At 60.0% G+C, this 18,277-nt stretch carries 20 protein-coding genes; all 20 read right to left on the bottom strand.

Going from position 1 to position 18,277, the window contains the following annotated elements; genetic code table 11:
- Nucleotides 1–140: 140 nt before the first annotated feature.
- The 20 genes from B5P46_RS06370 to B5P46_RS06275 all read right to left on the bottom strand — a co-directional run bounded on the left by B5P46_RS06370 (nucleotide 141) and on the right by B5P46_RS06275 (nucleotide 18,115).
- Nucleotides 141–980, bottom strand: a complete 840-nt coding sequence (locus tag B5P46_RS06370; RefSeq protein WP_129417950.1) for a WecB/TagA/CpsF family glycosyltransferase — start codon at nucleotides 978–980, stop codon at nucleotides 141–143.
- Between the two features lie 288 nt (nucleotides 981–1,268).
- On the bottom strand, nucleotides 1,269–1,808 hold the full coding sequence (locus B5P46_RS06365) for a hypothetical protein (RefSeq protein WP_027666408.1): 540 nt from the start codon (nucleotides 1,806–1,808) through the stop codon (nucleotides 1,269–1,271).
- A complete protein-coding gene (locus B5P46_RS06360) occupies nucleotides 1,808–2,173 on the bottom strand; it encodes a hypothetical protein (protein ID WP_003545575.1) in 366 nt (121 codons plus the stop codon). Before B5P46_RS06360 ends, B5P46_RS06365 begins: the two co-directional genes overlap by 1 nt.
- 124 nt (nucleotides 2,174–2,297) lie before the next feature.
- On the bottom strand, nucleotides 2,298–2,861 hold the full coding sequence (locus B5P46_RS06355) for a rod-binding protein (protein ID WP_129417949.1): 564 nt from the start codon (nucleotides 2,859–2,861) through the stop codon (nucleotides 2,298–2,300).
- A 32-nt stretch (nucleotides 2,862–2,893) separates the two neighbouring features.
- Nucleotides 2,894–3,307, bottom strand: coding sequence for a hypothetical protein (locus tag B5P46_RS06350; protein ID WP_129417948.1), 414 nt, complete (start codon nucleotides 3,305–3,307; stop codon nucleotides 2,894–2,896).
- A gap of 7 nt (nucleotides 3,308–3,314) precedes the next feature.
- The gene (locus B5P46_RS06345) at nucleotides 3,315–4,067 is read right to left on the bottom strand and encodes a flagellar biosynthetic protein FliR (protein WP_129417947.1); all 753 of its coding nucleotides are present in this window, start codon (nucleotides 4,065–4,067) and stop codon (nucleotides 3,315–3,317) included.
- Entirely contained in the window at nucleotides 4,064–6,151 is a 2,088-nt protein-coding gene (gene flhA / locus B5P46_RS06340) for a flagellar biosynthesis protein FlhA (protein ID WP_064652575.1), read from the bottom strand. Before flhA ends, B5P46_RS06345 begins: the two co-directional genes overlap by 4 nt.
- A 191-nt stretch (nucleotides 6,152–6,342) precedes the next feature.
- Nucleotides 6,343–6,609 (bottom strand): flagellar biosynthesis protein FliQ, encoded by a 267-nt coding sequence (fliQ, locus tag B5P46_RS06335; RefSeq protein WP_009992823.1) that lies wholly within the window; start codon nucleotides 6,607–6,609, stop codon nucleotides 6,343–6,345.
- 99 nt (nucleotides 6,610–6,708) lie between these two features.
- Complete coding sequence (gene flgD, locus B5P46_RS06330) at nucleotides 6,709–7,152, bottom strand: flagellar hook assembly protein FlgD (RefSeq protein ID WP_129417946.1); 444 nt, start codon at nucleotides 7,150–7,152, stop codon at nucleotides 6,709–6,711.
- On the bottom strand, nucleotides 7,143–7,592 hold the full coding sequence (gene flbT / locus B5P46_RS06325; RefSeq protein WP_003556571.1) for a flagellar biosynthesis repressor FlbT: 450 nt from the start codon (nucleotides 7,590–7,592) through the stop codon (nucleotides 7,143–7,145). Before flbT ends, flgD begins: the two co-directional genes overlap by 10 nt.
- Nucleotides 7,589–7,936: a flagellar biosynthesis regulator FlaF gene (gene flaF, locus B5P46_RS06320; RefSeq protein ID WP_027666404.1), complete on the bottom strand. Its 348-nt coding sequence runs from the start codon at nucleotides 7,934–7,936 to the stop codon at nucleotides 7,589–7,591. Before flaF ends, flbT begins: the two co-directional genes overlap by 4 nt.
- A 34-nt stretch (nucleotides 7,937–7,970) precedes the next feature.
- Nucleotides 7,971–9,023, bottom strand: coding sequence for a flagellar hook-associated family protein (locus tag B5P46_RS06315; protein ID WP_129417945.1), 1,053 nt, complete (start codon nucleotides 9,021–9,023; stop codon nucleotides 7,971–7,973).
- A gap of 3 nt (nucleotides 9,024–9,026) precedes the next feature.
- Complete coding sequence (gene flgK, locus B5P46_RS06310) at nucleotides 9,027–10,514, bottom strand: flagellar hook-associated protein FlgK (RefSeq protein WP_129417944.1); 1,488 nt, start codon at nucleotides 10,512–10,514, stop codon at nucleotides 9,027–9,029.
- A 19-nt stretch (nucleotides 10,515–10,533) separates the two neighbouring features.
- Nucleotides 10,534–11,841, bottom strand: coding sequence for a flagellar hook protein FlgE (locus B5P46_RS06305; protein ID WP_129417943.1), 1,308 nt, complete (start codon nucleotides 11,839–11,841; stop codon nucleotides 10,534–10,536).
- Nucleotides 11,842–11,967: 126 nt separating this feature from the next.
- Nucleotides 11,968–12,639, bottom strand: coding sequence for a transcriptional activator Rem (rem, locus tag B5P46_RS06300; protein ID WP_003545558.1), 672 nt, complete (start codon nucleotides 12,637–12,639; stop codon nucleotides 11,968–11,970).
- A 280-nt stretch (nucleotides 12,640–12,919) separates the two neighbouring features.
- Nucleotides 12,920–13,477 carry a transglycosylase SLT domain-containing protein gene (locus B5P46_RS06295; protein ID WP_129417942.1) on the bottom strand — a complete coding sequence of 186 codons (558 nt, stop codon included), beginning with the start codon at nucleotides 13,475–13,477 and terminating at the stop codon, nucleotides 12,920–12,922.
- A complete protein-coding gene (locus B5P46_RS06290) occupies nucleotides 13,425–14,861 on the bottom strand; it encodes a flagellar hook-length control protein FliK (RefSeq protein WP_129417941.1) in 1,437 nt (478 codons plus the stop codon). The genes B5P46_RS06295 and B5P46_RS06290 overlap by 53 nt, the downstream gene beginning before the upstream one ends.
- Nucleotides 14,858–16,153 (bottom strand): chemotaxis protein MotC, encoded by a 1,296-nt coding sequence (gene motC, locus B5P46_RS06285; protein ID WP_129417940.1) that lies wholly within the window; start codon nucleotides 16,151–16,153, stop codon nucleotides 14,858–14,860. Before motC ends, B5P46_RS06290 begins: the two co-directional genes overlap by 4 nt.
- A gap of 4 nt (nucleotides 16,154–16,157) precedes the next feature.
- Complete coding sequence (locus B5P46_RS06280) at nucleotides 16,158–17,489, bottom strand: MotB family protein (RefSeq protein WP_129417939.1); 1,332 nt, start codon at nucleotides 17,487–17,489, stop codon at nucleotides 16,158–16,160.
- On the bottom strand, nucleotides 17,486–18,115 hold the full coding sequence (locus tag B5P46_RS06275; RefSeq protein WP_129417938.1) for a hypothetical protein: 630 nt from the start codon (nucleotides 18,113–18,115) through the stop codon (nucleotides 17,486–17,488). The genes B5P46_RS06280 and B5P46_RS06275 overlap by 4 nt, the downstream gene beginning before the upstream one ends.
- Nucleotides 18,116–18,277 lie beyond the last annotated feature (162 nt).

Raw genomic sequence — 18,277 nt, 5'->3', positions numbered from 1 at the left:
GCACATGATGGCCGAGTTCGCTCATCCGCACGAATGCAGATGATTAAGCGACTCTAAATAATCATGGCAAAGAAATGGTTAACCGCAGCGGGCAAGAATTGCTAAGCCGCGCGTCCTGTTAGACACGCGGCGCTATAAGGTCAGCTCGCCTTCTTATGGTCCGACCGCAGCTGCAGCGCGCTGCCGTGCTCTTCCGGATGGCTGAGAATCCTTTCGCGCCGGCGGAAGCGGTAACGCAGGACATGGAAGAGGAAGACCGGAATGCCGATGATGTAACGGCGCCAGAGGCGCGCCGGCTCCTGCAGCAGGCGATAGGCCCATTCCAGGCGCATCATCCGCACCGTCTTCGGCGCACGCGGGACGGCGCCGGAGACGAAGTCGAAGAGAGCGCCCACGGTCAGCACCAGGCGCGCATGATCGGCGCGGATATTGTTGTGAACCCATTTCTCCTGCAGCGGCGTTCCCATGCCGACGATCAGGATATCGAGCTTCTGGTGCTCGAGCTCCTCTATGACCTCAGTGGAATCGACCTTGTCGAAGTAACCGTCGGAAACGACGACGAATTCGTGCCAGGGCGTGTGTCTGCGGAAATTTTCCGCCGCCGCCTCGACGACCGAACGCTCGCCGCCGATGAGGCCGATGCGGCGCGGGGCCTCCATGAAGGTCAGGAAGGCCGGCACGAAATCGGTTCCGTTCAGATTAGCCGGAAACGGTGCGCCATGGGCGATCTGCGATGCGATGTTGAGGCCGATGCCATCCGGCAGCACCAGATTGTGCGACATGATCCGGTAATATTCGTCGTCGCGTAGCGCCGTCAGCATGTTGTGCGCGTTGACGAAGCAAACCACGGTCTGGCCGACGGGAATGGAGGCCAGCTCGTTGATGAAAACGAGGGCGTCGTCCCAGCCGAGATCGCAGACCGGCAGATCGAAGATCGTCCGCCGCGATGCGAGCACCGCGAAGTTTGCAATCAGATTCATTCCTACCTCCTGCCGAGGGTGCTGCATGCGCCCGACATCCCGGAAAACAAGCCCATATTTCCGCACCGGAGGTCTCGAAAGGACCGGTCGCGTCCTGCCGGTAGGCGTCGCTCCGATCCCGGATAAGCGGCGCATGCCAAGCTGTGACAGCTGATATAACAGGACGGTTTCAAACAACCCTTAGGAAAATTCCTTGAATTTCCATGCTCGTATAAGTGGTTTATTAACCACGCGCGGCAACGACAAACGGCGCCCTCGGGCGCCGTTTGTCGATGATCGAATGGGTGTTTAGTGGGCCGCTGGCGCCGGTGCTTCGGCGGCCGGTGCGGTCTCGACGATCTTGACGGGTGCGCCCACCTTCTTCGGCTGACCGGCGGAGCTTTCCTTGACCTCTTCCTTGGAGAGATAGTCGAGCTGCTCCAGCATCACATCGGCGACGTATTCGCCGCCGAGGCGCTCGTTCATGCCCTTCTTGATCTCTTCGCGGAAAGCCTTCGGATCGAAGGATTTGATGTGAGCGATATCGACCATCTTGTTGCCGACAAGCAGGCTGAAAAGCTCGTCCGTCGTCATCTCGCTCAGCGGCAGCGTCACGCCTTTCAGCATGTCCTTGTTCATCATGAACGAAACGCGGCCGAGGAAATAACCGGTGATCGCACCGTTGCCGATGATCGGCACCGTGATCGTTTCGCCCTTCACCAGTTCAAGCGCGCTCTGCTTGGAATCCGTCGCTGCGGGCGCCGGCGCGGTCGCCAGATACACCGAGAAATAGACCGATGCCAAGGTGATGGCGCAAACCCAGACACCGGTGAGGACGAGCTTGATCATCAGTTTCCACGCGCGGCGAATTGTTCCTGGGAATAGGTGCCGTCGGCATCGGCGTCCTGAACTGCGTTCTTCAGCAGGTCGGCGACAGCGCGAACCGCTTCGAGATGCGCCTCGACGCGACGAGCATTGAGAACCAGTTTCTTCTTCAGGCCGTGCAGCTGATCGAGATGGGCAGCGGCAAGCTCGGCCGGATCGGTATCGCGGAAAAGCATCGACAGCTCGTAGAGGCAGCGGCTCTTATGCGCATTTGAGACCTTGAGATCGAACTGCGGATCGTTGCCGATCCGGGTGTTCTCATTGTCGATGATCATTTCGAGGCGTCCGAGAACGGATTTGATCCTGTATTCGTTCGAAATTATTTCCATTGTACCCTCGATTATGCGTCGCTTAGAGCATGATGCCGAAAGTGTGCGCGGTTTTCGGACGACATCATGCTCTAACTATTTAATTTAGAACAGGATTCAGATTTTAGGCCGACCCGGCCTAAAATCATCCTGTTCTATCGGCCTTGGCTTCCGCCGTCGGCGTGCCAAAGGTCTTGCGCTGGAAGTCATCGATCATGCTGAGCGCGGTGTTGCGGTCATCGTCGTCGGTGGAGGCATTGACGATCTTGCCTTCCTGCCGGCGCAGTTGCTCGCTGTACATCTGCTTGGCGATGCCGATGCCGTCTCCCTTGGCCATGACGTTGCCGAGCTGTTCGGCCATCATGCCTTTCCAGATATCGCCGGTCGCACCCTTGCCGTAGACGTCTTCGCTTTCGCTCGGCAGCATGGACTTGACGAAATTCTGCAGGACCATGGCCTCGAACTTCCGGTAGCTTTCCGGAACTTCCTCGGTCTTGGTGCGGTTCTGGATGTTGGCGAGGCCGCTCTTCTGGCCGACATGATCGAGAACGTCGACCGTATTGGAGAAGCCTTTGCCATTCTCGGCGAGGCTCGTTGCGGCAAAGGCCGCACGATTTGCCTTCAACTTTTCCTGGGCCGCCTGAACCTCCATGGGGTCGGCAGCTTTGACAACGTCCAGGACCAGATCACTGGGGGGCGAAATAGCCACGTTACAATCCTCTGAATTTAAGATCGTAACGACTATGGTTTTTGAAGCTTGCTGGAGGCTGGCGTTGCGAATTGCTGATCGATGACATCGTAGACGGCATTGTCATCGGCCTCGCGGCGCTCGACTTCCAGGGCTTCCTTCATGCCGTCTTCGAGGCGGTCGCCCTTGGCGCGCTCGCGCGTCAGCCGCATCTCGTGGATCTGCTGCATGCCGGTCAGCTGCTGGTCCTTGATGGTGAGCCTGCCGAATCGGTCGGCGTAATTCTGCGAGAAGGCGTGGTGGACGGGGTCCATCGAGCCGAGCGCGAGGATGACGTCGTCCATCGCCACATTGACCTCGACACGCTGACGGCTGGTTTCAGCCAGGTCGTTCTCGGCCATTCTTTCGATATGCCGCTGCACCGAGAGCAGCCGCTTGAGCTTCTCAGAGCGCTTCTTTTCGATCATATCAGCCTCATCGCCCGATATAGATCGAGCCGAAGGACTGGCCGAACTGGCTGACCATCGCCGCAATCGAAAAATAGATCAGGAAGAGCCCGCCCATCAGCAGATAGGGCGTGGAGATGAAGTAGACCGGGATCTGCGGCGCCAGCTTGTTGATGAAACCGATCGAAACGTTGAAGATCAGGCCGTAGATCAGGAAGGGGCTCGCCAGCCGCAGCATGATGTAGGTGGTCTGCTCCAGCGTGTCGGTAAAGGAGATCAGCGTCGCGCGCATCTGCATCATGCCGCCGAATGGCATGGTCGTGTAGGAATCGATCAGCGCGCGGAAGACGATGTGATGAAAATCCATGATGAAGAGGATCATCATGCCGGCAAAGGTGATAAAGGCCGACAGGCTGGTCTCCGGCGTATCTTCGATGACGTCGGCGGAGCCCGGCTGAGTGTAGCCGACCATCATGGCGGTGATCGAGGCGGCGAACTGCATGCCGAGCGTGTAGATTCTCGCCAGCATGCCATACATCACGCCGATCAGCGATTCGCTGAAGATCAGGCCGATATAGGTTCCGGCACCGGTGTGAACGGCCGGATAGACGGTATCCCAGAGCAACGGCATGACGGCGATCGAGAGCGCGCCGGCGATGAAGACGCGCAGCTGTTGGGGCACGCGCGCCGAGGAAAAGCCCGGAAGAGCCAGCACACAGCCACCGATCCGGCAGAAAACCAGAAACAGCGCGAGAACGGTCCCTTGCGGGTCTGTTATCATGAAATAGAGCCCAAAATCTTTATCTCGATGCCTTTGGCCAGTTCGACATGCGACAGGACCGGGAGCGTGGCGAAGAGCCTCTCGATGATCATGCGCACATAGGAGCGTGTTTCCGGCGACGTGACAAGTGCGAATGGCAGGCCGCGATCCATGAACTCACGGATAACTTTGGTGGCCTGCTCGCTGAACTCCTCCAGGCTGCGCGGATCGATGTCGAATTCGATCACCTCGCCCTTGGCGTCGCGCTTCAGCGCCTGGTGGAAAGCGAGATCCCATTTGCTGCCCAGCCGCAGCACGCGCAGAACGCCATTGTCGGCGAGATCGCCGCAAAGCTGCTGGGCCATGCGGATGCGGACATGCTCGACGATCTGCTCGGTCTTCCTGACATGCGGGGCGAGCTCGGCCACCGCCTCGAGAATGAGGTGCAGGTTGCGGATCGAGACACGTTCGGCAAGCAGCAGCTTGAGCACTGCCTGCAGGCCCGAATAGGACATGTGCGACGAGCAGATTTCGTCTGCAAGCTTCTTGTATTCGGGATCGAGCCGATCGATCAGCACCTTGACGTCCTTGTAGGACAGCAGCTGCGGCAGGTTGTTGCGGATGACCTCGCTCATATGGGTGAGCACGACGGAGACGTTGTCGATCGGCTGGAAGCCCTCGCGTTTCAGATCGTCGGCGAAGTTTTCGAGGATCGAGACGGCAGGCATGCCGAAAGCGGGCTCGCGGATTTCGTCGCCGGGAATGCTCGGCCGGCGGCCGGCGCCGGTCACGACGAGGACTTCGCCGACGCGCAGCAGGTTGGAAGCGACCGTCGTGCCGTGGATGCGGATCTGGTAGGACTTCTCGGCGATGGCGATATCGTCCGTCACCTTGATCTCGGGCACGACGAAGCCGTATTGCGTGGCGAATTTCTTGCGCATCTTGCCGACGCGGAAGGCGAGTTCCTGGTGGGCGCCGAGCAGGCGCGTCGAGACCATCTTGCCGAGCGCGAGCTCGATTTCGGAGGTGCGCAGCACTGCCTTGACCGAATCCTTTTCCAGTTCCTTGTTCTGGACGACCTTCTTTTCTTCCTGCTCGCGGCGAAGCATGTTCTCTGCCTCGACCTGACGCGGGATGAACCAGGCGCCGAAGGCGAGAAGACCGCCGAGGACCACGAAGGGCACAAACGGCAGGCCCGGCATCAAGGCCAGGATGAACATCAGCACCGCCGAGACGGAAAGCGCACGGGGATAACCGCTCAACTGGTTGACGACCGCCTGGTCGGTGGAGCCGGTGGTGCCGCCGCGAGAGACGAGAAGGCCGGCGGCGAGCGAAACGATGAGAGCCGGCATCTGTGCGACGAGGCCGTCGCCGACCGAGAGCTTGACGAAGACGTCAGCGGCTTCGCCGATCGGCATGCCGTGGCGGAAGTAGCCGATGATGATGCCGCCGAAGATGTTGATGCAGGTGATGATCAGGCCGGCGACGGCATCGCCGCGCACGAATTTCGACGCGCCGTCCATCGCACCGAAGAAGGAGCTTTCCTCCTCGAGTTCCCTGCGCCGGCGCTGGGCTTCCCTCTCGTCGATGATGCCGGCCGAGAGATCGGCGTCGATCGACATCTGTTTGCCGGGGATGGCATCCAGGGTGAAACGCGCGCCGACTTCGGCGATACGTGTGGCGCCCTTGGTGATGACGATGAAGTTGATGGTGATGAGAATCAGGAAGACGATCAGACCGATGACGAAGTCGCCGGACATCACCAGGCTTGCAAAGCCGGCGATGACGCCGCCTGCCGCATCGTGGCCCTCATGGCCATGCGAAAGGATCACGCGTGTCGTCGCGATGTTCAGCGCCAGCCGGGTCATCGTTGCGATCAGCAGAATGGTCGGGAAAGACGAGAAATCGAGCGGTTTCTGGATCCACAGCGCGACCATCAGGATCAGCACCGAGAAGGCGATCGAGAAGGCCAGTCCCATATCGATCAGGAATGGCGGGATCGGCAGAAAGAGAATGCAGATGATGCCGATGATGCCGAGGGCAAAACCGACATCGCGCAGGCTCGGGGCGACTTTTGGAAGGGGGAGTGCAGGTGGTTGCGCCATGACGATTCCGTCTCTTCATGAGAGGAGGCGGACATGCAGCCCGCCCAATTCGGATCGAGAGTTAAATGGCGAAGCTTGCGCGAAGGTGGCTCAGAGCGGTTCAGCTTCTCATGGAAGAGTAGAACCGCTCTAACTTTTTGTTTCTACGCAATCCCGGACGCAAAACCGCTGCGCACTTTTGCTGGAATTGCTTAGAAACCGGACTGGATGCGCGAGAAGACCAGATTGGTGAAAATCGAGATCTGCGAGCCGACGAAGGGTGCTGTGACCCCGACGGTGATCAGCACCGCGACGATCTTCGGCACGAAGGTCAGTGTCGCTTCCTGCACCTGGGTCAGCGCCTGGATCAAGGCAATGACGAGACCCACCACCATCGCCGCGATGACGGCGGGACCGGCGGCAATCAGGACGGTCCAGATCGCCGCCTGAAACAGATCCAATGCATCAGCTTCATTCATCCGAAGGCAACCTCATATCGCCTTGAAGCGGCCCCGCCGTGGCCGGACCGCCATTGATTGGTATCACCCGAGTTATGCGGCGTACCGGCGCCGTGGGTATCAGGTATCGCTGGTGTCGGTCGACGTGGTCGGCGCCTTGTCGGCAATAGTGATTCCCGCCTGCACGAGTATATTCCCGCCAGCCGTGGTTGTCGCAATGATTCCGTCGGAATAAACCTTGACGGATTCGATGGTGCCCTTGACCTTACCGTCGGCGCTTTCCATGTATTTGCCGACGTAGCTGCTGGCCTGAGTAAGGCTCGAGCTTGCCAGTAGCGTGTCCAGCTTGGTGTTGGTCTGGATCGTCTGTTCGACCTGCGAGAAGCTTGCCAGCTGCGACATCTGCTCGCTGGCATCCATCGGATCGGTCGGATCCTGGTTCTTCATCTGCGCGATGAGCAGCTGAAGGAAATTGTCGTAGTTCAGCGTCGCCTTCGTCTGGGCCGTGCTCGTCGTGCTTGTCGTGCTCGACGTGCTCACGCTCGATGTTGCATCTACCGCCATGGTGCGATCTCCCTGCGAATCTGCTCGACCATCGTCGGCGGCATTTCGTGGTTGTTGAGTATATTGTCTTCGATCGCGTAGAGGCCGCGGATCGCCTTGAGCGCGTCGAAGGCGCGGCCCGTCGAGACGAGCGCATCGATGCGCTTCAGTTCGGCGAGAATCTCCTCGTTCTTGAAGCAGGAGAGCAGCATGGTGATCGACTTGCGGAACAACGCCGTCGAGTGGTCCTTGCCCTCAGGGTTGATGAGGATCATCTGCGCGATGAAATAGAGCTGACGCAGCGGCGTCGTGGCGCCCTCCGGCTGGAGGACGTGGTTTTCGAGAAGGAACGTCACATCATTCAGGAATTCCAGCGCGACCTTGCGGTCGACGCGCAGGACGGCGCCGTTGATGAAGATTCTTTCTCCGGCTTTCAGAGAAATGCGAAGTGTACTTTTCATTTAAGTCCATCCCTGATGATGGTGGTAACGTCGATGATGCCCTGGTAGTTATTAGACTGACGTTTTCTGATCCTGTCGCATTCCTTCAATATCCAGATCGCGATCGAGATGAGGTTGGCCCTGAGCCCGATCTCCAGCTGGTTGTCGGGATGTTTGAGATCCTCGATGAAGCTGATCCAGACCCGGCGTGTATAAAACAGGGCTTCAATGGCTTCCCGGCCGTATTTTTCCTTTTCGCGCGCCAACGACAGCAGATCTATGGACCGGTCAAGAACCTGCCATTCCCGCTCTTTCGCGTCGGCCACCGAGTCCTGCATGACTTCGGCATATGAGAACTGATACATTCATGCATCCTTCTTTATTGCGCGCCTTTGCTCATCAAAGGTAGTTTACAAGACTCAACTGCTGGATCTTCGAGACGATCGTGTAAGCGGTTTCAAGCTGCGTTTCCAAAGTCTTGACGAGGGTCGAGGCTTCGTAAGGATCGACGCCCTGGAGATCGACAAGCTTGTTCTTGATGATGTTCGATTGAGCGTCGAGAGCGTCGTTCGACTTCTTGACGCGCTCTTGGGAAAGACCGAGCTGGCTTGCCTGGGTGACCAGACCGCTGGTTGCCTTCGCCGTATAGCTGATCGCCTGCTTGGACACCGTGCTCATCGCATCGCTGCTCAGGTTCTGACCCAATAGTGCCGAGGCCATCACCGAGGCAAGCGCGAAGTAACGCATGCCCTCGGAATTGGCATTGGTCGAGGATTCGATCACTTCGGAGTTGCTGATGCGGCTCGTCATATTCTGGTTCGATGCCTGCGACCAACCGGTCGTCGGATCGGTCCAGGCAGCCTGGTTGAACATCGGCTCTACCGTCGTGGTGATGAAGGTGCTCATTTCGGCGCCGGTCAGATCCTTGACTGCCTTCGGGGGGACAAGAGCGGCAGCGTAGGCATTCAACTGCGTGACGATGGCAGCACTCGTCGCGGCCGTCTTGTCTGTCAGCGGCTGCACATCGGTGTTGATGCCCGAGAACAGATATTCGCCGTTTACCATGGTATTGGCCGTGTCCATCATCGTGGACAGGGCGCTGGTCGCCGACTGGATGGCGACGGTGATGCTGCCGGGATCGTGGCTGCCCTGGAGCGCCGTCAGCTTCGAAACGAGGCCGTCGCCGACATCCTTCATCTTGGAAAGGCCAAGCTGCGAGGATTCCATGCGCGCGGTGACAAGCGAATTGCTTGATTTGATCGAGGCTATCCGGTCGACCTCGCGGCTGAAGTCGACGCTCCTGGCGGCGTTGCCACCGAGCGAGACGCCGATATCGGCATAGACTCCGGTCGTCGCTTCCATCGTCGCCTTCGTCATCTGGTTCTGCGCCTGACGGATCGTCAACCGCATCGCATTCTGAATGGCCGAACTTGAAATAAATGAGCTCTTCATGGCTTAACTCGCAATATCCAGCAATGACTTCAACATTTCGTCAACGGCGTTCAGGATCTTGGTCGCCGCCTTGTAGGACTGCTCTATGTCGAGGAGCAACGTCAGCTCCTCGTCGAGGTTGACGCCCGTCTCGTTGGAATAGGCTTCGTCGGAGCGTGACAGCGCCGCCGAGGTGTTCTCCGCCGCCGTCGTGGCATTGCTGCGGTACTGTTCGAGCCAGCCAAGCGAATTCGTGGCGAATTCCATGATGCTGACGTTTGAATCGATGCCGGTCGTGGCGTCGAACCCGACCGGCGTCCCCGCCGCTGGATCGAAATCGATGTCGGAGCCCAATGCGGTATAGAGACGATCGAGTTCAGTCGTATAACCGCTGGCGCCTGACGTGTTCAGGACGAGGCCGGTGGCGTTGACGCCACCATCGCGCAGGCGCATCGGATCGCCGCCTTGCGAGGTGATGACGCGGCTGCTGATCGTGATGGTCGCCGCCATGCCGGCAACCGCGGTGGCGCCGGTATCGACCGTACCGCCGCTCCAGGTGAAGAGGCCGGGCACATAGGCCGGACCGGCTACCGTATTCTGCTCCTTGAAGAGCGAGACCAGGCCGCGGGCGACTTCGTCGAGCTGCTTCTGGAAGTTCGGGGCGATTTCGTCGCGCACCTGGAGGAGAGACTGAAGGCTTCCCTGCCCCGTCGTCGTCGATCCACTGCCGCGCGGAAGTGCCACACCGTCAACATAGACCGAATTGCCGGTGATGGTCGCGGTATAGACATCCTGAGACTTGAACGTCACCTTGCGCGGGATCGTCTCGAAGAGGATCGTCCCGTCAGACGTGCTCAGCACCATGTCGTTATTGTCGCGCGTCGTTGCGTTGACGCCGACGATCTGCGAAATCTGCTTGAGAGCCTTCTCACGCTCGTCGAGGGCGCCGGATGCATCCGCACCCGAGGCCGTGGCGGTCTTCACCGCATTGTTGGCCTTCTCGAAGTCGCTGAGAAGCGTATTCAGCTTATCGACGTCGGTGGCGATCTGCTTGTCGGCGGTGGCGCGGACGTTCTGAACGGATTGCGAGGCATTGTTCAGCGAGTTGGCGACGTCCTGCGCGGCGGTGATGGCGCCCTGAGCGGCGACGGTGCTGCCCGGCGTCGTGCGGAAGGCCTGAAGCTTCTGCTGGAAAACACCGAGATAGGTGGATGGCGACGTTTCGTAGTCGTTGCCACCCACGATCGACTTGAGGTCCTCAAGACCGCCGAGCAATGCCTGCTGGGCACTGTCCTGAGAGGATGTCTTGAGATATTGGCGCAGCAGCGCCTCTTCCTGCGCGCGGTCGATCTTGACGACCTGCGCGCCATTCAAGGACGTGGTGAGCATCGCCTGCCGGCGCACGTAATCTTTGTTGCCCGCATTCGAAATATTGTTCGATACGACACTGCTCTGAGTGCCCGTATTGTTGAATATATTCTGCGCGGTATTAAGTGCGGATGTGAGCGACATGGCTTACCCGGTACCTTGCTTATCTCTTGAGGTTGACGAGAACGTCCATAATGTCGGATCCCGTCTGGAACACCTTGGAATTGGCGGTATAGCTGCGCTGCGATTCGATCATCTCGGTGAGTTCGCCGGCGAGGTCGACGTTCGAACCTTCGAGAGCGCCTGCTTTGATCGTGCCGAGGCCGTTGGTCTGCGGGAAGCCGGTGACGGTGACGCCCGACTGGCCGTTGGCGCTGTAGACGTTGCCGCTCATCAGCGTCAGCTTGTCGGGGCTTGCGACGTTGGCCAGCGGAATACGATAAAGCGGCTTAGTGCTGCCGTCTTCGTACTTGGCGTAGACGATGCCGTCGCCGTCGATCGTGACGTCCTTGACGGGGGTCGCTGCCTGGCCGTTCGGCGTACCGGTGCCGGAGAAGGCGGCGCCGAGTTGGGTGAAACCGGAGAAATCCATGGCGATCGTCTGGCCAGTCACCGTATCGGCGATGTTAACGGCGCCGCCCGTGAGCATCTTGCCATCGCGGTCGAAGGTCAGCGTTCCCGTGCCGACAGCGGCAGCGGCACCACCGGGGGCGTATGGGAAGGAGGTCGTGCCGCCCACCGCTGCGTCAGCGTTGCGGTAGATCGAAACCTGCCAGGTGGCGGCCGTACCTGTCGCCGGCGGCGGTGTCACGACCGATTGCTTCGTGAAGTAGAAGTCGTACATCACCTTGTTGCCGAGACGGTCATAGGCGACCATCGAGACCTTCTTGGTGTCGGTCGTCGTCGTGGCCAAGTTGTCGCTCGGCAGCGTCGCAGGAGCAACCGGAGCGACCTTGGCGTTGGAATCCAGGTTGCCCTTGAAGACACCGGATGTCGAGGCGATAGCGGTCAGGCCATCCTGGTTGACATTGACGGGAACGAGGCCGTCGAAGCCGTTGACCACGACGGCTGGAGCGCCGGAGTCGTAGGAATAGCCCATCAGCATGAAGCCGGCGGCGTTGACGAGATTGCCTTCGTCGTCCTTGGTGAAGTCGCCGGCGCGGGTCAGAACCGGCGTGCCGTCAGGACCCTGGACGATGAAGAAGCCGTCGCCCGAGATTGCAAGATCGGTGCTCGACGTGGTGTAGGAAATATCGCCCTGGTCGGAGACGGCCTGGCGGACGGAGGTCTGAACGCCGCCGGAATTGTAATTGCCGCCCGAGGAGGGCAGAACCAGCGACGAGAAGCTCGTCGACACAGCCTTGTAACCGGTGGTGTTAACGTTGGCGATGTTGTCGGCGACGGTGCTGAGGCGGTTGGCCTGAGCGTTCATCCCCGATACTGCCGTCTTCATGCTGCCGAAAATGCTCATCTGAAAACCTCGTTTTACCTGTTATGCACGAGAGTATTTGTCGGGCCTTGCGTGAAGCTGTCTGTCATGGCGAGTTGCGAGGCCAACTTTGAGGTTCAGCCGGGCGCCGTCGCCCGGCCGAGAAAATCAGGCCCAATCAATGCAGTAACCAAGGAAGCGCTTGGAATCGACCGGATCGACGCCAAGCTTCTTGCGCAGCTTCTTGCGCAGCTTCGAGATGTGGCTTTCGACGACGTTCTCCTCGACCTCTTCATCGAAGATGCCGTAGATGGCGTTGAAGATCTGGGTCTTGGTGACCCGGCGACCGCGATTGGCGATCAAATATTCGAGGATGCGGCGCTCGCGGCGAGGAAGTGCGAAGACTTCGCCGTTGATCTCGGGGTCACGACCATCCGAGAAGACGCGGATCCCGCCGATCTCGGTGTAATTGGTGATCGCCTTCAGCCGGCGCCGGATCGCTGCCGCCCTTGCGAGGATCTCGCGGGGATGCACCGGTTTGCGCACCACGTCGTCGACGCCGCAATCGAAAAGCGCAAGAGTGTTTTCGAGCGAGTGCTGGTCGCTGACCGCAATCACCGGCGCCATCGACCGGTCCCGGATCGCCCGGGGCAGTTCGAAGTTGCGCTGGCCCTGACCGATCAGAAAGGCCTCGACTGCAGCTATATCGGAATCGGCGGCGGTCTGCACCCACTCGCCAAATTCCGCTGGATCAAAGCCGGTGGAGGGAATGCCCTCACGACCGAACAGAGATGTGTATCCATCTTTCACGAGCTCACGCTCATCAACCACTACGATCATTCGTCCGCCTCCGAATCAGTGTGGCACTTCGATGATCTATGGGTACGAATCGCACGAATCGGCGACAACTCGTTAAAGTTAATGGCAGAAACTAATAATTGATTAAGATCTGGGTAGCGATTTGATCTATATCTAGTGGGTACGCCTGATTATGCACACCAAAATTTCGTGGAAAAGTTAACGGTCGGTTAAATATGACTTGCGCAGGGGATTCATGCCGGATTCCTGCCACATTGTGACACAGTTTCGTCACAATACGCCTCTTCCATCTTTGGTTGAATCAATTTCGGCAAAAGTTACTCGCATTGAGAGTCCACTTGCCATAGCCCGTGGCAACGAGATTGGAGATGACGCGGCAGACATATTGCTTCTGCGCCGGATTATTGTTCGGTCCGGCATGGTATCTGGCTACCGCCATCGTCCATGTCTCGTGACGGTCATGCAGATTGCGGAGGAATTTTGCCGCATACTCGACGTTGCGATGCGGGTCGAACATCTCCTCGGCGGAGCGGAAATTCTCGCTGTGAAAGTAATGGTTGATCTGCATACAGCCGATGTCGATGAGCTTCGCGCCGCTGCTGCGGGCGACATCGAACTGCCGCATCGCGTCCTGCTCCGAGGGCGGAAAGATCGCCTTGCCTTCGACATTCATGGCGTAGGGATAGAGCGAGCCCTTGCGGCCGGTCTCCGTCAGCCCAACCGAATAGAGGATGCCTTCCGGGATGCCGTATTTGGCCGCTGCCGACTGGATCTCGCGTTCGCAGGCGCCGGTGGAGGCGATCGCCTCAGAGGTAAACGCCGCCAGTGCTGCTGCTGCCGCCAGAACGAGCGTCTTCAATATTGGTATCGCCTGCGCCATTAAAGCCTCCGTCCGTCCGCTGTGCCGTCTGATTTTGGCGATCGCGCGCCTCGCCGCCCTGCCCCTGCTGAGGGAGCGACTGCTGCTGGGAGGCCTGGCCCTGATTGCCGGCGTCGGGACGCTCGACCGGCGCCATGCTGATGGTGACGTTTTCGACCGCGTAACCCTGGCTGCGCAGAGCTTCGAGAATCTTGCCGTGATCTTCCTTCATTTGACGATAGGCCGCCCCGGTTTCGACCTTGAGGTCGACGTTGAGGGCGTCGCCGGACAGGCGCATGGTCGCCGTCACCAGGCCGAGATCGAGCGGGTTCATCTGGATCTTCAACGTATTGACCACCTTGCCGGTGCTCGTCCATTCCGCCGCGTTGGAGAGCGCCGAGCTCGGCTCCATGGCGCGCGCCCATTCGGAATCGCCGGAGAGAGCGGCGGTGACGGCGGCGGAATTCGAATTCTGCATCAGGCCGATATAGCGGCGCGATTCGAGCACCGAAACGTTTTCGACATCGGCCTTCTTCGAACCATTTTTCGGCGCGGCCTGATCCGTGCCGATGTGGACATCCATCGACACGCCGCGGCCATCGGCACGGCTGATCCTGAATGTCTTGCCATCGGCCGCTTCGGCAGTCTCCGATCCGGGGACCTTGATGTCATCCGCCTCGCCGCTCTCGACGTTGCCGCTGACGGCGGCAAGAGCGTCGGACGCATGGCCGCCCGCCTTGGCTTCGATACCATCGAGTTTCTTGTCGGCCGCTCCAGTCTCGTCGACCTTGGCGGAGACGTGATGTGCGGTGGCCGCCGCCTGCAGAGTCACGGTCCCGTCGGCAGGCTCCTGCTTCAGCAGACCCAGAACATCGGAAATGCCGCCATCATCATCGCCGCTGACCTTGTCCGTATCGGTTTCCAGCGCGTCGGCCTTGCTGTGTTTGCCGCCCTTTGCTGCCGGAGCGACCCCGTCTGCGAGACTGTCCTTCGGATCGAGCTTGCCGAAGTCGAGATCGGCCGGCATTTTGACCTCGGCCTTTACGGGCTTTGTCGTGGCCTTTTCAACACTGGCAATCGTTTCCGGCTGCACCTCCGCCTGTGCCTTCAGCGCGGCGTCGCCGAGGTCGATCAACGGCTTTGCACTACTGCGGCCGCGGATCGTCCGCGCCACTTTCTCGGCGCCGCCATCGGCAGCCACGCCCTGATCCGGCTGCGCATCGTCGGGCTCGTCATTGACGGCATCGCTGCCTGCCTTGGCAAGCGCGTCGAAGAAGCCGTTCCTTTGGCCGTCAGCATCACCTTTTCCGGCCAGTCGCGCGGATTTCGCAACCGCAGCCGTCTCCGTACCGGAGGCTCCGCCCGAGACGCTTATATCCATCATTGTTCGTTGCCTTCTTGCGCCAGAAGACCGTCGATCTCGTCGAGCTTGGATCGATTGGTCGTCACAAATGCGTTGAATGAGGGGTCGGTATCCTGGCTTTGGCCAGTCGATGCCACACCTCCCGGAACAGGCTCGGGAAGCGCGCCTGGCGCTCCCGGTTGCGTGGCTATCGCCGCAGCCTTTTCAGAAGTGATTTCTTGATGATCAGTGTTAGGATTGGAGGCTTGCGTCAAGCTTGCCGGGTCGGGAGCGCGCAGGATCTGCTCGGCAACGGATCGCGCCGCCTCCTGCAGCGCCTGATCCCGCCGCGACAGCGCGTTGCCGTCGATGCCGCTGACATTCTTTGCTGCCTGATCGATATCCTCCGTGGGAAGGCCTGCCATGCCGCCATAGAAATCCGCGAGCGGACCGAAAGCATTGTCGGTGCCGCCGCCAAGCGACTGCACGCGTCCGACCGCCATGCGCGCCAGCTCCGGCTTGCCTGATATCGCGGCGGCGCGGGCGATGCGCAGATAAACCTCGCGTTGGCGCGGTGCGTCCATGAAGGACAGGATGTCGATGACATCCTGGGGTTTCACGTCGTGATCGTGGCCGACGACGAGGGTGACGAAAAGATCGGCGAACTGGCTGGCATAGGGCGAATGCAGGAAGCGTCTGACATAGCGCTGCGAATAGGCCATTCCCCTGTCGAGCATCCCCTTGTCGACGCAAATGGCGACGGAGCGCCGCAACGCCGCCTCCTCGACGATCGTGCCCGGGGCGGCAAGGCGCGCCTGATCGTAGAGATCCAGCGCGTCTGTCGGTTTCGTCGCGATCAGCACGTTGCCGCCGATGAGCGCAAGGTAGGGGCCGATCTTCTTGTCGCGATATTCCCTAGCCGTCTCCTGCAGCGTCTTGGCGACGAGGAGGCCCTTGCCGCTCAGATATTTGCGCAGCACATCGGTGACGCGGTTGTCGAAATAGCCGTTGACGTCGTGGGCGATCAGATATTCGAGCGTCTGGGGATTACCGCCGCTCATCGTGTAGATCAGCGCTGCGTCGACATTGCGGTCGTCGTCGAAGATCGACGGTTCGACGGTGCGCAGCCGCGTGTCGATCGTGCCCAGCATGAAGCGCTGCATCTCACCGGCCGAATGATCGCCGGTAACGACGGAATCCTGCACGAATTGCAGCGACCGCAGCATTTTGTAGGGCGCGAGATCGTCCGGATCCTGCGCATTGGCTGCGGCCGGCGAAAGCATCGCCAGGCCGAGAGCCACAAATCCGACGTAACGATGCTGCCGACGCGCCATTCGACTATCCTTGATCCGCCTGCACCAGAATTTCGATCCGGCGGTTGGTCGCGTTGAACGGGTCAGACGGCAGCTTCAGCCGACGGTCGGCAAAGCCGGAGACCTGGGAGATGCGTTTCTCGTCGAGCCCGCCGCGCATGAGCATGTAGTAGGCGCTCTGAGCGCGGTCCATCGAAAGCCGCCAGTTCTCGTTCTGCGTGCCCTTATACTGGCGACCGTCCGTGTGGCCTCGGATGGCAACCGCACCACCCCTCTCCTTCAGGATCGCGCCGATCTTTTCCATGGCGAGCACCATTTCCTGGCGCGGAACCGCAGAACCGATATTGAACATCGAATCGTCGGTCTGGTCGGAGATGCTGACCAGCAATCCGCCTTCGGACGCCGTCACGGTCAGGCCTTCGGCGAGCTTGCCGGCAACGCCGCCGATCTGCTGGGCGATCTGCGCCTGCAGCTGCTCGGCTTCCTTCTGCTGCTGCTGCTCGGTCTCGGCGGCACTCTTGTCCGCATCCTTCTGATGATCGGCGTCCTTCTGAGCTTCGGCCTTCTTGTCTTCGTGCGACTTGCTACCCGGCGTTTTGCCGTCCTTGGCCTCGGCCGCGCCCTTGGTTTCCTTGGTTTCTTTGGTTTCCTGGGCGGCCTTCTGATCGGTGGTCAGCGGTATCGGCTTGGCGTCCTCAAGCTTGGCGATCTCGGTCGTCTCGCTCTCGACCGCCTGCTCGTCGCTCTTGCCGGGCGGTAGCGGCTTGCCGGCCGTCGTGACCTCGACCTGCTTCGTCCAGAAGTCCGGATCGAAGGGATCACGATAGGCCTCGCCGCCATCGGCACCGGTGGCCGGGCCGGAATCGGCGGCACCGCCATCGCCCTTGGCGCTGACATTGGCCTGCTGGCCGACTTCCTGGGCGATCTCGGCGAGAACCGAATAAGGGTTTTCGAAGAAATCGGCCTCGGAATAATTGGTTTGGTCGCCGGAGGTCGATGTCTGGTCGTCACCATCCGCCGCGGCCTTGCCGTCGTTCGGATCTTCTTCCTTCTGTTTCGACTTCTCCTGCCTCTCCTCGCCCTCGGCGTTGTCGACGGGCTTCTTCAGGCCCTTCTCGGTCGGCTTTTCGTCGGAGAGTTTGATCGGATTGAAATAGGTCGCGACCGAGGCCTTGGTCTCCTCGTTGGCGGCATTGACCAGCCACATGACCAGGAAGAACGCCATCATCGCCGTCATGAAGTCGGCATAGGCAATTTTCCACGCACCGCCATGGGCGCCATCGTGATCACCGCCGCCATGTCTCTTGACGATGATGATCTCGTTCTTGCCGTGGTGGTGGTTTTCGCCTTCGCTCATTCCAGAACTTTCTTCAAGCTGGCCGCCCAGGCGGACATACGGGTGACGATGACGGAATCACCGATTTCGACGGCAAGATCGATATCGTCGGTCTCAAAGTGGCGAACCGCGCCTGCATGTTCGCCGAGCTCGACCTTCAATATGTCGAAAAGCCGGGTCGGGCCCCTGACGACGATCGCTCCGGCCGCGCCTTCGAGGATCGCATCACGCAGCAGGGCGGCGAGGCTTTCGGCAGCCTTGGCCGCGAGCGCGTCCGTCATCACAGGCGCGATGGCCTCAGCGGCGCCGGCGCTGACCAGCTGAGCGACCTCTTCGGCGATATCGCGGATGCGGGATGCAATGACCGCCGCCGCCTCGACCTCGTAGCGAAGCTTCAGTTCCTCGAGTTCTCGCGCATGGACCTCCGCCAGCGTCCGCGCCTCGCGTTCGTATTTTTCGGTCAATTCCACGGTCGCTGCGGCATGACCTTCCACATAGGCTTCGCGGCGCTCCGCCTCGACGTCGATCGCCGGTTCGCTCGGCATTTCGGGGAAATCGTCGCCGCCGAAATCGTTCATGTCGAGGATCGGCGCTGACGATTCCGGTTCACCGAAATCCTTCAAATACCGGGAAAGCGTAATGCTCATAAAAAACCATCCAGCATTCGGGAAGCATGCAGCATGCCCGCCCCCGCTCAAAGTGACCTTGCGCGCCGACATCCCCTTCGGAACGGACAAGGGCCTGACCTTGCGCCGGCACGGATTCGGACGATGCCTTCATGCCGGAAACTAGGCAGTCAAACTTGCGCG

It is taken from the genome of Rhizobium leguminosarum, from assembly GCF_004123835.1.
Lineage (GTDB): Bacteria > Pseudomonadota > Alphaproteobacteria > Rhizobiales > Rhizobiaceae > Rhizobium > Rhizobium leguminosarum_M.
Note: the sequence above shows the minus strand (reverse complement) of the source record. Positions and strands in the feature narration are given on the sequence as shown.

What these genes read in the sequence shown, in the direction of transcription:
- B5P46_RS06370 (WP_129417950.1), bottom strand. Translation starts at nt 980, where the DNA reads ATGAATCTGATTGCAAACTTCGCGGTGCTCGCATCGCGGCGGACGATC.
- B5P46_RS06365 (WP_027666408.1), bottom strand. Translation starts at nt 1,808, where the DNA reads ATGATCAAGCTCGTCCTCACCGGTGTCTGGGTTTGCGCCATCACCTTG.
- B5P46_RS06360 (WP_003545575.1), bottom strand. Translation starts at nt 2,173, where the DNA reads ATGGAAATAATTTCGAACGAATACAGGATCAAATCCGTTCTCGGACGC.
- B5P46_RS06350 (WP_129417948.1), bottom strand. Translation starts at nt 3,307, where the DNA reads ATGATCGAAAAGAAGCGCTCTGAGAAGCTCAAGCGGCTGCTCTCGGTG.
- B5P46_RS06345 (WP_129417947.1), bottom strand. Translation starts at nt 4,067, where the DNA reads ATGATAACAGACCCGCAAGGGACCGTTCTCGCGCTGTTTCTGGTTTTC.
- flhA (WP_064652575.1), bottom strand. Translation starts at nt 6,151, where the DNA reads ATGGCGCAACCACCTGCACTCCCCCTTCCAAAAGTCGCCCCGAGCCTG.
- fliQ (WP_009992823.1), bottom strand. Translation starts at nt 6,609, where the DNA reads ATGAATGAAGCTGATGCATTGGATCTGTTTCAGGCGGCGATCTGGACC.
- flgD (WP_129417946.1), bottom strand. Translation starts at nt 7,152, where the DNA reads ATGGCGGTAGATGCAACATCGAGCGTGAGCACGTCGAGCACGACAAGC.
- flbT (WP_003556571.1), bottom strand. Translation starts at nt 7,592, where the DNA reads ATGAAAAGTACACTTCGCATTTCTCTGAAAGCCGGAGAAAGAATCTTC.
- flaF (WP_027666404.1), bottom strand. Translation starts at nt 7,936, where the DNA reads ATGTATCAGTTCTCATATGCCGAAGTCATGCAGGACTCGGTGGCCGAC.
- B5P46_RS06315 (WP_129417945.1), bottom strand. Translation starts at nt 9,023, where the DNA reads ATGAAGAGCTCATTTATTTCAAGTTCGGCCATTCAGAATGCGATGCGG.
- flgK (WP_129417944.1), bottom strand. Translation starts at nt 10,514, where the DNA reads ATGTCGCTCACATCCGCACTTAATACCGCGCAGAATATATTCAACAAT.
- B5P46_RS06305 (WP_129417943.1), bottom strand. Translation starts at nt 11,841, where the DNA reads ATGAGCATTTTCGGCAGCATGAAGACGGCAGTATCGGGGATGAACGCT.
- rem (WP_003545558.1), bottom strand. Translation starts at nt 12,639, where the DNA reads ATGATCGTAGTGGTTGATGAGCGTGAGCTCGTGAAAGATGGATACACA.
- B5P46_RS06290 (WP_129417941.1), bottom strand. Translation starts at nt 14,861, where the DNA reads ATGATGGATATAAGCGTCTCGGGCGGAGCCTCCGGTACGGAGACGGCT.
- motC (WP_129417940.1), bottom strand. Translation starts at nt 16,153, where the DNA reads ATGGCGCGTCGGCAGCATCGTTACGTCGGATTTGTGGCTCTCGGCCTG.
- B5P46_RS06280 (WP_129417939.1), bottom strand. Translation starts at nt 17,489, where the DNA reads ATGAGCGAAGGCGAAAACCACCACCACGGCAAGAACGAGATCATCATC.
- B5P46_RS06275 (WP_129417938.1), bottom strand. Translation starts at nt 18,115, where the DNA reads ATGAGCATTACGCTTTCCCGGTATTTGAAGGATTTCGGTGAACCGGAA.